This window comes from Streptomyces zhihengii, from assembly GCF_016919245.1.
In the GTDB taxonomy this organism is placed as follows: Bacteria; Actinomycetota; Actinomycetes; order Streptomycetales; family Streptomycetaceae; genus Streptomyces; species Streptomyces zhihengii.
In genome coordinates this window covers 4557670-4570607 of the sequence record NZ_JAFEJA010000001.1, presented here as the reverse complement: position 1 = coordinate 4570607, position 12938 = coordinate 4557670, and the positions used below count along the sequence as shown (strand labels likewise).

General features: G+C 71.7%; 14 protein-coding genes and 1 riboswitch. Of the genes, 7 read left to right on the top strand and 7 right to left on the bottom strand.

From position 1 onward, the window contains the following. Positions 1 to 22 precede the first annotated feature (22 nt). Positions 23 to 880, top strand: coding sequence for a hypothetical protein (locus JE024_RS19265; RefSeq protein WP_205374769.1), 858 nt, complete (start codon positions 23 to 25; stop codon positions 878 to 880). Positions 881 to 936: 56 nt separating this feature from the next. Further along, entirely contained in the window at positions 937 to 1518 is a 582-nt protein-coding gene (locus tag JE024_RS19260) for a Uma2 family endonuclease (protein WP_205374768.1), read from the top strand. A gap of 42 nt (positions 1519 to 1560) precedes the next feature. Here JE024_RS19260 and JE024_RS19255 read toward each other — a convergent pair whose 3' ends face one another. The 3 genes from JE024_RS19255 to JE024_RS19245 form a co-directional block, all read right to left on the bottom strand. Continuing rightward, positions 1561 to 2595 carry a hypothetical protein gene (locus tag JE024_RS19255; protein ID WP_244882970.1) on the bottom strand — a complete coding sequence of 345 codons (1035 nt, stop codon included), beginning with the start codon at positions 2593 to 2595 and terminating at the stop codon, positions 1561 to 1563. Positions 2596 to 2717: 122 nt separating this feature from the next. Then, positions 2718 to 4235: an alpha/beta hydrolase gene (locus JE024_RS19250; protein ID WP_205374767.1), complete on the bottom strand. Its 1518-nt coding sequence runs from the start codon at positions 4233 to 4235 to the stop codon at positions 2718 to 2720. A gap of 186 nt (positions 4236 to 4421) precedes the next feature. Continuing rightward, positions 4422 to 4919: a peptidoglycan-binding domain-containing protein gene (locus JE024_RS19245; protein WP_205374766.1), complete on the bottom strand. Its 498-nt coding sequence runs from the start codon at positions 4917 to 4919 to the stop codon at positions 4422 to 4424. Positions 4920 to 5186: 267 nt separating this feature from the next. Between JE024_RS19245 and JE024_RS19240 the strand changes: the two genes are divergently transcribed. From JE024_RS19240 to JE024_RS19230, 3 genes are all read left to right on the top strand, one after another. Further along, on the top strand, positions 5187 to 6149 hold the full coding sequence (locus tag JE024_RS19240; RefSeq protein ID WP_205374765.1) for an AraC-like ligand-binding domain-containing protein: 963 nt from the start codon (positions 5187 to 5189) through the stop codon (positions 6147 to 6149). Positions 6150 to 6271: 122 nt separating this feature from the next. Next, a complete protein-coding gene (locus tag JE024_RS19235; protein WP_205374764.1) occupies positions 6272 to 6523 on the top strand; it encodes a type II toxin-antitoxin system Phd/YefM family antitoxin in 252 nt (83 codons plus the stop codon). After that, entirely contained in the window at positions 6520 to 6780 is a 261-nt protein-coding gene (locus JE024_RS19230; RefSeq protein WP_205374763.1) for a Txe/YoeB family addiction module toxin, read from the top strand. Before JE024_RS19235 ends, JE024_RS19230 begins: the two co-directional genes overlap by 4 nt. 159 nt (positions 6781 to 6939) lie before the next feature. Here JE024_RS19230 and groL read toward each other — a convergent pair whose 3' ends face one another. From groL to thrC, 4 genes are all read right to left on the bottom strand, one after another. Then, complete coding sequence (gene groL, locus JE024_RS19225; protein ID WP_205374762.1) at positions 6940 to 8562, bottom strand: chaperonin GroEL; 1623 nt, start codon at positions 8560 to 8562, stop codon at positions 6940 to 6942. A gap of 374 nt (positions 8563 to 8936) precedes the next feature. Beyond that, a complete protein-coding gene (locus tag JE024_RS19220) occupies positions 8937 to 9140 on the bottom strand; it encodes a cold-shock protein (protein WP_005315736.1) in 204 nt (67 codons plus the stop codon). Positions 9141 to 9571: 431 nt separating this feature from the next. Beyond that, on the bottom strand, positions 9572 to 9850 hold the full coding sequence (locus JE024_RS19215) for a MoaD/ThiS family protein (protein ID WP_205374761.1): 279 nt from the start codon (positions 9848 to 9850) through the stop codon (positions 9572 to 9574). Beyond that, positions 9847 to 11157 carry a threonine synthase gene (gene thrC / locus JE024_RS19210; protein ID WP_372449817.1) on the bottom strand — a complete coding sequence of 437 codons (1311 nt, stop codon included), beginning with the start codon at positions 11155 to 11157 and terminating at the stop codon, positions 9847 to 9849. The genes JE024_RS19215 and thrC overlap by 4 nt, the downstream gene beginning before the upstream one ends. Then, a riboswitch (SAM riboswitch) is annotated at positions 11151 to 11296 on the bottom strand. Its footprint overlaps the gene before it by 7 nt. Before the next feature lie 126 nt (positions 11297 to 11422). On the opposite strand from thrC, the gene JE024_RS19205 reads away from it, so the two are divergent. Beyond that, positions 11423 to 12364 (top strand): glucosyl-3-phosphoglycerate synthase, encoded by a 942-nt coding sequence (locus tag JE024_RS19205; RefSeq protein WP_205374759.1) that lies wholly within the window; start codon positions 11423 to 11425, stop codon positions 12362 to 12364. 38 nt (positions 12365 to 12402) lie between these two features. Next, positions 12403 to 12891 carry a hypothetical protein gene (locus JE024_RS19200; protein ID WP_205374758.1) on the top strand — a complete coding sequence of 163 codons (489 nt, stop codon included), beginning with the start codon at positions 12403 to 12405 and terminating at the stop codon, positions 12889 to 12891. Positions 12892 to 12938 lie beyond the last annotated feature (47 nt).

The following is a 12938-nucleotide window of genomic DNA, read 5'->3' as shown; positions in this document are numbered from 1 at the left end:
GAGATCGAGCAAGAGGCGATCCATGGCTGACAGCCACTTTAGTGATGCCCCGCACCCCCTCGCCAATCCCGGCTACGGCAAGCGCTCCGTGTCCGCGGAAGGCCCCCTCGCGGGCGACGACTTCGCACATCTGACGCCCCGCGAGGCCGCCGTCGCCGCTTACGTCGACCGGCTTCCCGACACCAGCGACATCTCCATCAAGACGCTCGCCAAGCACACCCCGTACGGGCAGACGGCGATCACCACCGTGCTGCGGGCGCTCGTCCGTGCCGGGCACCTGCGGCACGGGCTGGAGTCGGTGGTCGCGCCGGACGGCACCTCGCAGTGGGTCACCCGCACCTGGTGGTCCCGGACGGCGCGCGACGACTCCTGGTGGGACGCGTACGCCAAAGGAGAACTCCCCGCCGAGCGCGCCGAGGAGCGCCGCCGCCCCACCCGCTCCCGGGCGTACATCCTGCTCGCCGCCCTCGGGCGCGAGCACCCCACGATGTCGCTGTCGCACGCGGACTGCACCGCCCTCGCCCCGCTCGTCGAGGAGTGGTTCGCCCGTGAGACGGGCGAACGCCAGGTGCTGCACGCCCTGACGGCCGGGCTGCCGGGCACCGTCCACCACCCCGCGGCCCTCGCCCGCCGGCGGCTGACCGACAAGCTGCCGCCCGCTCCCCCGCCGAAGCCCCGCCCGGTCCGCGTCATCGAATGCGCCGAGTGCGGCCGTCCGCCCCGGGCGGGGGCGCTGACCGGTGGCAAGTGCGCCTCCTGCCGGGGCGTGCCCACCGGTCCCCCGCCCGCGCTCCCGGCCGCCCGCGTCCACGCCCTCGCCGCGGCCTGCCGCACCCCGGCACGAACACCGGAGCGATCCCCGGAGGGAACACCCTCATGAGCCTTCCGCTCACCCGCCCCCGAACCGGGGCACGATGGAGGGGAGGAGGCGACGCCATGACCCGCATTTCCGCCGAGCACCCCCAGATGTCCGTCGAGGACTTCGAAGAACTCGCCGCGAAGGCCCCCGAGGGGGTCAAGCTCGAACTCATCAACGGAAAGTTGCAGGTCAAGCCGGTGCCGGACCAGCTCCACCGGGCCATCGTGATGTGGCTGCTCACCCAGTGCATGCAGCAGCGACCGGACACACTCCTCTATCCCGAGCAGGACCTGCGCGTCTCCGCCTACCGCCGGGGGCGTGCCGTCGCGGACGCCGTTCTCGCGCCTGTCGACCACTTCGTGACGCACGACGGCATGTGGCCGGAGCCGACCGGTGTCCTGATGGCGGTCGAGGTGACCTCGCACGACGCAGACACCGATCTCCGCGACCGGGTCGAGAAGCGCGACGCCTACGCGCAGGCCGGAATCCCCGTCTACCTCCTTGTGGACCGGGACGCCGACCGGCTCGTGGTGCACGCGGACCCGAGCGACGGCACCTACCGGTCGATGCGCGTCCACGACTACGGGGCCACCGTCGACCTCCCGGCCCCAGTCGCCATCACCCTCGACACCGAGAAGCTGAAGGACTACAGCGGCTGACCGCCGGGCCGCTCACGCCCGCGGCGCCACTCCCTGCCCCCCTCACCGGGCCCGTCGCAGCCGGCCGATCTCCCACCACGCCACGGCGGTCACCGACAGGGGACCGCCCAGGACGGCCAGGAGCTGGACGGCCAGGGGGCCGGGCGGCAGGTCGGAGACGACAAAGCTGATCAGGGACAGTTCCCACACCAGCACGCCGGTCAGCAGCGCGGGCAGTGCCGGGTGGACGTCGGCGGTCCCGAAGGCGGTGCGGACGACGGTCCCCGAGGCGAACCAGAGGAAGAACCCCAGCCACACCACCGCCACGTACGTCACCAGCCCGGCCACGACGAGGACCGCGTCCGGTGACCCGCCCGAGCCGTCGCCGGAGATCGTCTCCTGGAAGACCAGCACCAGCAGACCGGCCAGGACGACGAAGGCGGTGAACGCGCCGAAGAACCGGAGCGCGGACCGGAGCACCGGACGCAGCCGTGCCCGCATCTCGGTGCGCCTGGCCGGGGTGGCCTTCCGGAACAGCAGGGCCATCACCACCGGCGCCGTGAGCAGTAGCAGCCACGGGGTGGCGATCAGGCGCAGGTAGTACTGCTGCTGCGCCTCGTTCCAGTCCTCCGACGTGCCGAAGACGGCCAGGATCGCGAGTGACGCGCCCACCGCCAGCCAGGCCCGGATCGTCTGCACCCGCAGGACGGAGGCGTCCGGGCCGTGGCCCCGGTGCGGAGGGAAGCTGAGCCGCGCGCGGTGGCGGGCCGAGCGGATCACCGGATAGCTCGCCATCACGGTCAGGACCGGCCCCAGGAAGCAGAAGAGCAGCGGGACCCAGAGACAGCCGTGGACGCGCCCGAGGTGCGACAGCAGCTCGCGCAGCGTCGGCCACTCCCCGTCCCGGAACTGCCGCCACAGCGAGGGGGGCCGGACGGGCGGGAGATTCGGCGGAAGGGGCCCGTACGGCCCGGGATACGGCCCGTAGGGCCCCGGACGCGGCCCCGGATACGGCCCCGGTTGCGGCGGAAGTCCCGGCGGAGCCGGTGTCTGCGGCTGCCACGAGGGGCCGTACGGCCCCTGTCCCCCGTACGTCACTCCGGTGTCCTCTTCTGCGCGGTGAGCGGGCTCCGGACGGAGGCCCGTTCCCACTCAACTCCCGCAGGCCCGAGGAGTCATGACCTGCGGGACGGCCGCCCCGAGTCCGACCGGGAAACGCCCTACGCCGCGCAGTACGCGTCCCGCGCCGGCCGCTCCCCCGTCAGCAGGAAGCGGGTGACCTTCGCGTCGCCGCACGCGTTCCCGTTGTCCACGTAGGCGGCGTGGCCGACCGCGTCCACGACCACCATCCTGGCCCGGTCGCCGAAGGCACCGCGCATCTTCCGGGCGCCGGCCAGCGGGGTGGACACGTCCCGCGCGTTCTGGATCATCAGCACGTTGGACGGGCCGTGCGGGGTGATGCGCGTCGTGGGCTCGGTGGGGCCGAGGTCCCAGAAGGCGCACGGCATGACGTTGACCGGCATGCCTGCCGTCAGGGGATGACGGGCGCGGCTGTCGGCGACGTCCTTCTCGTAGACGGCCTGCCCGTCGCCCGACCAGGCGTCCACGTCGTTGCAGATGGTGGCCAGGGAGGCGGCGACGGTGTTCTGCATCGCCCCGTCCGGCGGGGTGTTCGGCGCGGGCAGCGGGCCGCCGTCCCGGGCGGCGGTGATCAGCGCGGCGAGGGCCGGGAAGCGCTTCGCGGAGTAGAGGCTGTCGAGCAGGGTCTGCCGCAGGACGTTGCCGTTCAGCTCCTCGGGGTTGGCGCCCGGCCAGGGGAGCGGCTCCCGGTCGAGCCGGGCGGCGAGCGCCAGGAGCATCGGCCGGACGTCCTCGGCGCGCTCGGCGAGACGGTCGGGGTTGGCCGGGTCGGCGGCCCAGGCGGCGAAGTCGGGGAAGGCGTCCTCGACGCCGACGGCGTAGTTGGCGAGCCAGCCGCGCGCCACCCGCTCCGGATCGGGGTCGCCGCTGCTGTCCAGGACCCAGCGGTCGGTCCGGTGCGGGAACATCTGCGCGTAGACGGCCCCCGCGTACGTGCCGTAGGAGACGCCCCACGCGGACAGCTTCCGCTCGCCGAGAGCCTCGCGGATGCGGTCGATGTCGCGGGCCTCGTTGCGGGTGCTGACGGTGCGCAGCACCGTGGTGTCGCCGGCCTCGCAGGTGTCGGCGAGCCGGCGGGCGGTGGCCATGGGGGCGTCGATCGAGCCGTCGGCGGCGGGCCAGGGGCGCAGCCGCTCCATCGCCAGGTCCTCGTGCGGGAGTTCGCAGGAGACGGGGGCGGAGCGTCCGGTGCCGCGCGGGTCGAAGCTGACGACGTCGTAGGCGTCGCGCACCGACTGCGGGAGCTGCCGTCCGCGCCGGGAGGGCTCGTGCAGCCCGGCGTTCCCCGGGCCGCCGGGGATGATCAGCAGGGTGCCGCGGCGTGCGGCGGGCTTCTCACTGGCGATGCGGGAGACGGCGAGGTCGATCCGGGGGCCGGACGGGTCGGCGTGGTCGAGCGGCACGGAGACGGTGCCGCACTGCTGGCGCGGGTCGAGCCCGCTCATGCCGGTGCACGGGCCCCACTGGATCGCGGTGGCACGGGCGGGAGCCGCCGCGGCGGCCGGGCCGGGTGGCAGCGCGACGAGCGCGGTGGCGAGCGCGGGCAGCGTGAGGGCGACGGTGACGGCGGGGTGCCGGAAGGGGCGTGTGATCGTCATGCCACGACCCTTTCGCGTCCCGCCGTATCGCCCCACGGGGCCAACCGGCCTCTTCCCAGGGGGGTTTGCCCCAGGGAGGAGGTCCGGCGGCCCCGCGTGGGCGCCCGGGTCACGGCCGGGGAGGGCCGGTCGTGGCGGGCGGTCGGAGCCGGGGTCACGGCCGGGACGGCCGGCCGTGACAGCCGCTCAGAACGGCGGGTTGTAGCAGTCGATGAACCGGATCTGCCCGTTGGACGGGTCGCGCCAGTAGTCCGGCCACTTCATCGCCGCACGGGTCGCCGGTCCGTAGACGCCGTCGGCGCTCACGCCGAGGCGGTTGGCCTGGAGCCACCGGACGGCCTCCACCGTGCCGGTGCCGTAGGACCCGTCCGCCCCGCCGCTGTCGCGGATCTTCTGGGCCGCGGCAGTGGTGCCGTAGCAACGCAGAATGGCCTTCTGCAAAGCCGTCACCGCGTTCGCGCTCCCCGTCGCGTACCGCATGTAGCAGCTCAGGCCGTTGCCGGAGCGCGCGGGCACCACGTAGTAGTTGTGGACGGCCACCCCGTCGGTGCGCTTCACCGTCGTGTTGCACGGGCCGTAGGCCGCGTGGGCCGGGGTGGTCATCACCGGACTGGCCGTCAGGCCGGCGGCGAACAGCATCGCCGCGGCACCCAGCACGCCCATCCGCGTGCGGCGTCTGGTCATTTCTCGTTGCACGGTGCAACCCTTCTGGTCGGTGGCGTCGTCTCAGCGACTGTCCCGGCTCGGACCTTAGGCATGCCGCGGGTCGTGGACTGTGTCGTCCGTGCAGGAAACGTTGTCGGTGGTGCCGGCCCGGCGCCGGCGCCCCGACGAGCAGTGATCCCGGCGGTCCCGCGCCGGGAGACGTACGCGTCGAGGGGGACGGATGAGAGAGCGGGCCGCGGTGGTGCCGGATCGGCCCCACCGTCCGAGCGCGCGGGGGACGGCCGCATGAGCCCCGTGCTGGACACCGCCTTCGTACCGCCGCGGGACCGGGAGGAAGTGGTCCGGCACGCGGTGTGGGAGTCCGTGGTGGCGGTCGACATCGACCACGGGCCGCCCGCCGAGGACATGTCCGTCCGCATCGGGCTCGGCACCGTCGGCCCCTTGCGGATCTGCTCGGCGCGGGCGACCGCCGTCACCATCCACCGCACGGCACGGCAGGCCCGCCGGGACGACGAGGAACCGGCCGTCTTCCTCGGCCTCCAGGTCTCGGGCACCAGCCTGGTGGCGCAGAACGGCCGCGAATGCGTGCTGCGGCCGGGCGAGTTCGCGCTCTACGAGTCGGTCTCCCCCTACACCCTGCTCTTCGACGAGGGCGTGGACCACCACTTCCTGCGCTTCCCCCGGGCGGCGCTCGCGCTGCCCGACCGGCTGCTGCGGGAGACCGGCGCGCTCGCCCTGGGCCCCGGCAACCCCGTCGCGCGGCTCGCCTTCGACTACTTCTCCCGGCTGGCCGACGACGACGCGCTGCACGGGGGCGCGCCCGCCGAGGCCGTCGTGGAGCCGAGCGTCGAACTCCTGCGTGCCGTCCTGACGTCCCAGCACGGCGACACGGCCCGGGCCAGGGCGCCGCTGGAGGCGACCCTGAGCCTGCGGATCACCGCCTGGATCCGCGAGCACCTGGCCGACCGCGACCTCTCGGCGGCCCGGATCGCGGCCGCGCACGGCATCTCCGTACGGCACCTCTACGCCGTGCTGTCCCGCTCGGGCATCAGCCTCGGCGACCATGTCCGCGCACGGCGCCTGGCCGAGTGCCGCAGGGAACTGGCCGGCCCCCACGGCCGCCTGCGCACCATCGCCGCGACGGGCCGCCGCTGGGGCTTCGTGGACGCGACCCACTTCAGCAAGGTGTTCAAACGCGCCTACGGCATCTCCCCCCGCACCTGGCGCGACCTGCACCACCCCCGCTGAGCCACCCGGCTCCCGCGACCTGAATCGGCCGCCCGGGCCCTTACGACGGGCTTGCTGCCCACTGCCCCCGAGACGTACAGTTTTCTGTACGTACAGGATGTTGTACCTATCGGGAGCAGACCATGCGCACCATGACCTACACCGAGTCCCGCGCGAAGTACGCCGAGACCTTGAACGCGGTGGTCGACGACCGCGAGGAGGTCATAGTGACCAGGGCCGGACGCGAGCCCGTGGTGATCGTCGCGCTCGCCGAGTACGAGTCCCTGAAGGAGACCGCCTATCTGCTGCGCAGCCCGGAGAACGCACGGCGGCTGCTGGCCTCCATCGACCGCCTGGAGAACGGCGGCGGGACGATCAGGGAGCTCGCCGAGTGAAGTTCGTCTGGGACGAGTCGAGCTGGGCCGACTACGTCTGGTGGCAGGCCCAGGACCGCAAGGTCCTGAAGCGCATCAACACCCTGCTCCAGGACATCGCGCGCAACGGCAACGAGGGCATCGGGAAGCCAGAGCCTCTCAAGCACGGCTTCCAGGGCTACTGGTCGCGCCGGATCACCGACGAGCACCGTCTCGTCTACAAGATCGTCGACGACGAGATCCGGGTCGCCGCCTGCCGCTACCACTACGAGCGCTGAGCCACCCCGCCCCGGCGGCTGCACCACCCGCGCCGCGCCACCCCGCCCGCGGGCGGGCCGCGCGCCGCCGTTGTACGGAAACGCCCGAGGGCGGCACCCCCTGGGAGTGGGGTGCCGCCCTCGGAACGAGACGGACTGGGTCCGATCCGGGGAGCCGGATCAGAAGTCCATGTCACCGCCCGGCATGCCGCCGCCGGCGGGCGCGGCGGCCTTCTCCGGCTTGTCGGCGATGACGGCCTCGGTGGTGAGGAACAGCGCCGCGATGGAGGCCGCGTTCTGCAGAGCGGAACGGGTGACCTTCGCGGGGTCGATGATGCCCTCGGCGATCATGTCGACGTACTCGCCGGTCGCGGCGTTCAGACCGTGGCCGACGGCCAGGTTGCGCACCTTCTCGACGACGACGCCGCCCTCGAGACCACCGTTGACGGCGATCTGCTTCAGCGGGGCCTCCAGCGCGAGCTTCACGGCGTTGGCGCCGGTCGCCTCGTCGCCGTCCAGCTCCAGCTTCTCGAAGACCGCGGAGGCCTGGAGCAGGGCCACGCCACCACCGGCGACGATGCCCTCCTCGACGGCCGCCTTCGCGTTGCGAACGGCGTCCTCGATGCGGTGCTTGCGCTCCTTGAGCTCGACCTCGGTCGCGGCACCGGCCTTGATGACGGCCACGCCGCCGGCCAGCTTCGCGAGGCGCTCCTGGAGCTTCTCGCGGTCGTAGTCCGAGTCGCTGTTCTCGATCTCGGCGCGGATCTGGTTGACCCGGCCGGCGACCTGGTCGCTGTCACCGGCGCCGTCGACGATGGTGGTCTCGTCCTTGGTGATGACGACCTTGCGGGCGCGGCCCAGCAGGTCCAGGCCGGCGTTCTCGAGCTTGAGGCCGACCTCCTCGGAGATGACCGTGCCGCCCGTGAGGATGGCGATGTCGTTCAGCATGGCCTTGCGGCGGTCGCCGAAGCCCGGGGCCTTGACGGCGACGGACTTGAAGGTGCCGCGGATCTTGTTGACGACCAGGGTCGACAGGGCCTCGCCCTCGACGTCCTCGGCGATGATCAGCAGGGGCTTGCCCGACTGCATGACCTTCTCCAGCAGCGGAAGGAGGTCCTTCACGTTGCTGACCTTGGAGTTGACGATCAGGAGGTACGGGTCGTCGAGCGACGCCTCCATGCGCTCCATGTCGGTGGCGAAGTACGCCGAGATGTAGCCCTTGTCGAAGCGCATACCCTCGGTGAGCTCCAGCTCCAGACCGAAGGTCTGGGACTCCTCGACGGTGATGACGCCTTCCTTGCCGACCTTGTCCATGGCCTCGGCGATGAGCTCGCCGATCTGGGTGTCGGCGGCGGAGATGGAGGCCGTGGAAGCGATCTGCTCCTTGGTCTCGACATCCTTCGCCTGCTCCAGCAGCGCACCGGAGACGGCCTCGACGGCCTTCTCGATGCCGCGCTTGAGGGCCATCGGGTTGGCGCCGGCGGCTACGTTGCGCAGGCCCTCGCGGACCAGCGCCTGGGCCAGGACCGTCGCGGTCGTCGTGCCGTCACCGGCGACGTCGTCCGTCTTCTTCGCGACTTCCTTGACCAGCTCGGCGCCGATCTTCTCGTACGGGTCCTCGAGCTCGATCTCCTTGGCGATGGACACACCATCGTTGGTGATCGTGGGGGCGCCCCACTTCTTCTCGAGGACGACGTTGCGACCCTTGGGGCCAAGGGTGACCTTGACGGCGTCGGCGAGCTGGTTCATCCCGCGCTCGAGACCGCGCCGTGCCTCCTCGTCGAACGCGATGATCTTGGCCATGTGAAGTGGTCCTCCCGGACTGGGGTGGATTGCTTCGGATCGCGTCAGGTGCCCGCGACGGACGGTCCGCGAGCCCGGTGGTTCCTTGCCCCACCCGGCTCGCCGACCTCACCTGAACGATCCAAGTTCTGTCACTCTCACTGGGAGAGTGCTAACGCCAATGATTAGCACTCGACCCCTGAGAGTGCAAGCGCCTTCGAAGAAGGCCCGGTGAGGGGCGGTGGCCGGGCGGCGGGAGGGCGCAAGCGCCGCCGGGGAACGGCCGCTTGCCTCCGCGCGCACGCGCGCACGCACGAGGGGCCCGCGTCCCGGGTGGGATGCGAGCCCCTCGTGCGTGAGTGCGTCGGTGGCCGAACGCGCCTGGATCAGTCGGATCAGACGGCGAGCTTGACCATGTCCGCCTGCGGACCCTTCTGGCCCTGCGAGATCTCGAATTCGACTCGCTGACCTTCTTCAAGGGTGCGGTACCCGTCCATCTGGATCGCGCTGTAGTGGACGAAAACATCCGCACCACCGTCGACCGCGATGAAGCCGTACCCCTTCTCCGCGTTGAACCACTTGACGGTGCCCTGAGCCATGCCTAACTCCCCTATTACTGGCCCTTGCGCAGGACCGCACTTCGCGGACCCTGGGTAGACCTCACCCCCGACAGGAGGGGTGTGCGCCGGAACGCGTCGACCGCGGCTGAATGTATCTGCCCAACTGCCCTCTGCAACAGGTCAGTCGGACGAGAAATCCGGGCACGGCCGATCGGCCGATCCCTGCGAATCCGCTGAATTCCCGGGCAAGTCGGGCCCGACATAGCGGCACTTTTAAGGCAATTCGACCGCAGACTTTGGCCGCATTCTTACGGTGCGGGGCGCATTCGAGCCGGGTCGGCGGAGGGGGCTTCCCAGACTCTATCGCGTCTAACCATGCAGAATTGCCCCCTCCGCTTCTCGAGCGGAGGGGGCAATTCGGTAACTCTGGGTAACTCGCCCCCGAACCGGGCGAGAAACGCGGGAAAGGATCAGCAGCCGCCGGCCACGGCGGGGATGATCGAGACGCCCGCGCCGTCCGGCGTCGCGGTGTCGAGGCCCTGCTCGAAGCGCACGTCGTCGTCGTTCACGTACACGTTCACGAAGCGGCGCAGCTTGCCCTGGTCGTCCAGGACGCGGGCGGCGATCCCGGTGTGGTTCTTCTCCAGGTCCTCGATGACCTGCGCGAGGGTCGCGCCCTCGGCACTCACCTCGGCCCGGCCGCCCGTGTAGGTGCGCAGGATGGTGGGGATGCGGACGTTGACGCTCATGCGAGGCCAGCCTCTCGGAAAGAGTCCAGGTTGGGGCGGATGACTGCGGACATACCCGCTGTGGGGGCCACCGCGTCGAGGGTCTTCAGGCCGTCACCCGTGTTGATGACGACCGTGGTCAGGGACGGGTCGATGGCGCCGGCCTCGATCAGCTTCTTCGCCACACCGAGGGTGGTGCCGCCCGCGGTCTCCGTGAAGATGCCCTCGGTGCGGGCCAGCAGCTTGATCGCGTCCACGATCTGCTCGTCCGTGACGTCCTCGACGGCGCCGCCGGTGCGGCGGCAGATGTCCAGGACGTACGGGCCGTCGGCCGGGTTGCCGATCGCCAGGGACTTGGCGATGGTGTCCGGCTTCTGCGGGCGCACCACGTCGTGGCCGGCCTTGAAGGCCACCGACACCGGGGAGCAGCCCTCGGCCTGCGCGCCGAAGATCTTGTACGGCCGGTCCTCGACGAGCCCGAGCTTGATCAGCTCCTGGATGCCCTTGTCGATCTTGGTGAGCTGGGAGCCGGAGGCGATCGGGATGACGATCTGGTCCGGGATCCGCCAGCCGAGCTGCTCGCAGATCTCGTACGCCAGCGTCTTGGAGCCCTCGCCGTAGTACGGGCGGAGGTTGACGTTGACGAAGCCCCAGCCCTCGCCCGCCGGGTCGCCGATGAGCTCCGAGCAGAAACGGTTCACGTCGTCGTAGTTGCCCTCGATGCCGACGAGCTCGCCGCCGTACACCGCGGCCATGACGACCTTGCCCTGCTCCAGGTCGTGCGGGATGAAGACGCAGGAGCGGAACCCGGCCCGGGCGGCGGCGGCGCCCACCGCGCCGGCCAGGTTGCCCGTGGACGAGCAGGACAGGGTGGTGAAGCCGAAGGCGCGCGCGGCCTCGATGGCCTGGGCGACGACGCGGTCCTTGAAGGAGTGCGTCGGGTTGCCGGAGTCGTCCTTGACGAAGAGCTTCCCCGTCTCGACGCCCAGCTCGCGGGCGAGGTTGTCCGCCTTGACGAGCTTGGTCCAGCCCGGGTTCAGGTTCGGCTTGTCGGCCACGTCGGCGGGGACGGGCAGCAGCGGGGCGTAGCGCCAGATGTTCTCGGGACCGTTCTCGATCCGCTTGCGCAGGCCCTCGGGGTCGCCGCTCGGGAAGTCGTAGGCCACTTCGAGCGGCCCGAAACAGATCTCGCAGGCGAAGATCGGACCGAGGGCGAAGCGCTCGCCGCACTCGCGGCACGAGAGGCCGGCGGCGGGTCCGAGGTCGACGGTGTCGGCAGTGGTCACGACAGTCTGTGAAGCCATGGAGGCGAGGCCCTTTCTCCTCATCTTCCTCATGGCGCATCTCGCCATGAGACGGATTTGGCACCTTCCCTAGCCGGGAGCCTCGCTTCTGATGAGAACGAGACCGGCTGGAGGGTTGCCGGGGCTTCAACGGGCCGTATCCCTCTGCCCCTCTGGATGAGCGGTATTCGATTGTTGGGCTTGTCCGCGTGACGACCCCGACATGCAACGGCCGTCCGCGTTGTTCAAGACTGTAACCGAACCCCCGGACGGTTTGAGCTGGTCGTCCGATCCGCGAGATGGAGATCACGTGCTGGATGAGGTGGAGCGCTGGCTGGCCCGGCGGTCCTGGTCGGTGGCCGACCGCCCCCTGGGCCGGCTGCTCGCCGCCAAGCAGAACACCACGGTCAGCGTGGTCCTCCCCGCCCTGAACGAGGAGGCCACCGTCGGCGAGATCGTCACCGTGATCCGCGACGAGCTGATGACGGACGCGGTGCCGCTCGTCGACGAGCTGGTGGTCGTGGACTCCGGGTCCACGGACCGGACGGCCGAGGTCGCGCGGGAGGCGGGCGCCCGGGTGGTGCACCGCGACGCGATCCTCCCGCGGCTGCCCGCCGTGCCGGGCAAGGGCGAGGTGCTGTGGCGCTCGCTGCTGGCGACCGGCGGCGACATCGTCTGCTTCGTCGACGCGGACCTGCGCGAGTTCTCCGCGGACTTCGTCTCCGGCATCGTCGGCCCGCTGCTCACCGAGCCCGACGTGCAGTTCGTCAAGGCGATGTACGACCGCCCGTACGGCAACGAACCCGGCCAGGGCGGCCGGGTGACGGAGCTGGTGGCCCGCCCGCTGCTCAACCTGCACTGGCCGCAACTGGCCGGATTCGTCCAGCCGCTCGGCGGCGAGTACGCGGCCCGGCGCACGCTGCTCGAACAACTGCCGTTCCCCGTCGGCTACGGCGTCGAGCTGGGCCTGCTCGTCGACGCGCTGAACCTGGTCGGCATGGACGCCCTCGCCCAGGTCGACGTGGGCACCCGCCTGCACCGCCACCAGGACGGCCAGGCCCTCGGCCGGATGGCCGCGACCATCTACCGCACCGCCCAACTGAGACTGGCGCGCGGTCACTTGGTCCGCCCGGCGCTCACCCAGTTCGAGCGTTCCGCACAGGGCTTCGTCCCGCGCACCCACCCGGTGGACACGGAGGAACGCCCGCCGATGCGCGAGATCGGTGAGTACGCGGCGCGTCGCGCGGCATAACCCGGCACCGCCGGGCATTTTGTCTACCTTTCCGATGTATGTACGCCGTGCTGCACGCCCTCACCCCTGACGTCCGCCGCTCCCGTGCCCGCCGCGCGCCCGCCCGGGCGGCCCGGCTCCTCGGCACCCTCACGGTGACCGCGACCGCCCTCCTCGGCGCGGCCGCCCCCGCCCCGGCCGCCGCCGCGCCCGTGCCCGTCCCGGTGGACGCCCCGGGGCCGGTGCCGGTGGCCGCGCCCGCCGGCGCGGAGGACGCGGCGGCCGGGACCGCCCTTACCGCCCTCACCGCTCCGGACGCGCAGGCCGCCCCGGGCGCATCGGCCGCTTCGGGCGCATCGGGTGTTTCAGGCACCTCGGCCGCCTCGGGCGCCTCGGGCGGGCAGACCGCCCACGCCGCCCCCGCCGAGCTCGCGCGGACCGGGTCCACCGCCGAGCAGCTCTGGCTGCTGGGCGGGGTCGCGCTCAGCCTCACCGCCGCCGGCGTGGTCGCCGTCGCGGCGTCCCGTGGCCGGAAACGGGACCACTGACCTGCGGCGCAGCCGCACGCACGTTTGAGGGGACCCGGCACGGGCTA

Excerpts from the sequence above, each read along its gene's own strand:
- JE024_RS19265 (WP_205374769.1), top strand. The coding sequence starts at position 23 with ATGGCTGACAGCCACTTTAGTGATGCCCCGCACCCCCTCGCCAATCCC.
- JE024_RS19260 (WP_205374768.1), top strand. The coding sequence starts at position 937 with ATGACCCGCATTTCCGCCGAGCACCCCCAGATGTCCGTCGAGGACTTC.
- JE024_RS19250 (WP_205374767.1), bottom strand. The coding sequence starts at position 4,235 with ATGACGATCACACGCCCCTTCCGGCACCCCGCCGTCACCGTCGCCCTC.
- JE024_RS19245 (WP_205374766.1), bottom strand. The coding sequence starts at position 4,919 with ATGACCAGACGCCGCACGCGGATGGGCGTGCTGGGTGCCGCGGCGATG.
- JE024_RS19240 (WP_205374765.1), top strand. The coding sequence starts at position 5,187 with ATGAGCCCCGTGCTGGACACCGCCTTCGTACCGCCGCGGGACCGGGAG.
- JE024_RS19235 (WP_205374764.1), top strand. The coding sequence starts at position 6,272 with ATGCGCACCATGACCTACACCGAGTCCCGCGCGAAGTACGCCGAGACC.
- groL (WP_205374762.1), bottom strand. The coding sequence starts at position 8,562 with ATGGCCAAGATCATCGCGTTCGACGAGGAGGCACGGCGCGGTCTCGAG.
- JE024_RS19220 (WP_005315736.1), bottom strand. The coding sequence starts at position 9,140 with ATGGCTCAGGGCACCGTCAAGTGGTTCAACGCGGAGAAGGGGTACGGC.
- JE024_RS19215 (WP_205374761.1), bottom strand. The coding sequence starts at position 9,850 with ATGAGCGTCAACGTCCGCATCCCCACCATCCTGCGCACCTACACGGGC.
- thrC (WP_372449817.1), bottom strand. The coding sequence starts at position 11,157 with ATGAGGAGAAAGGGCCTCGCCTCCATGGCTTCACAGACTGTCGTGACC.
- JE024_RS19200 (WP_205374758.1), top strand. The coding sequence starts at position 12,403 with ATGTACGCCGTGCTGCACGCCCTCACCCCTGACGTCCGCCGCTCCCGT.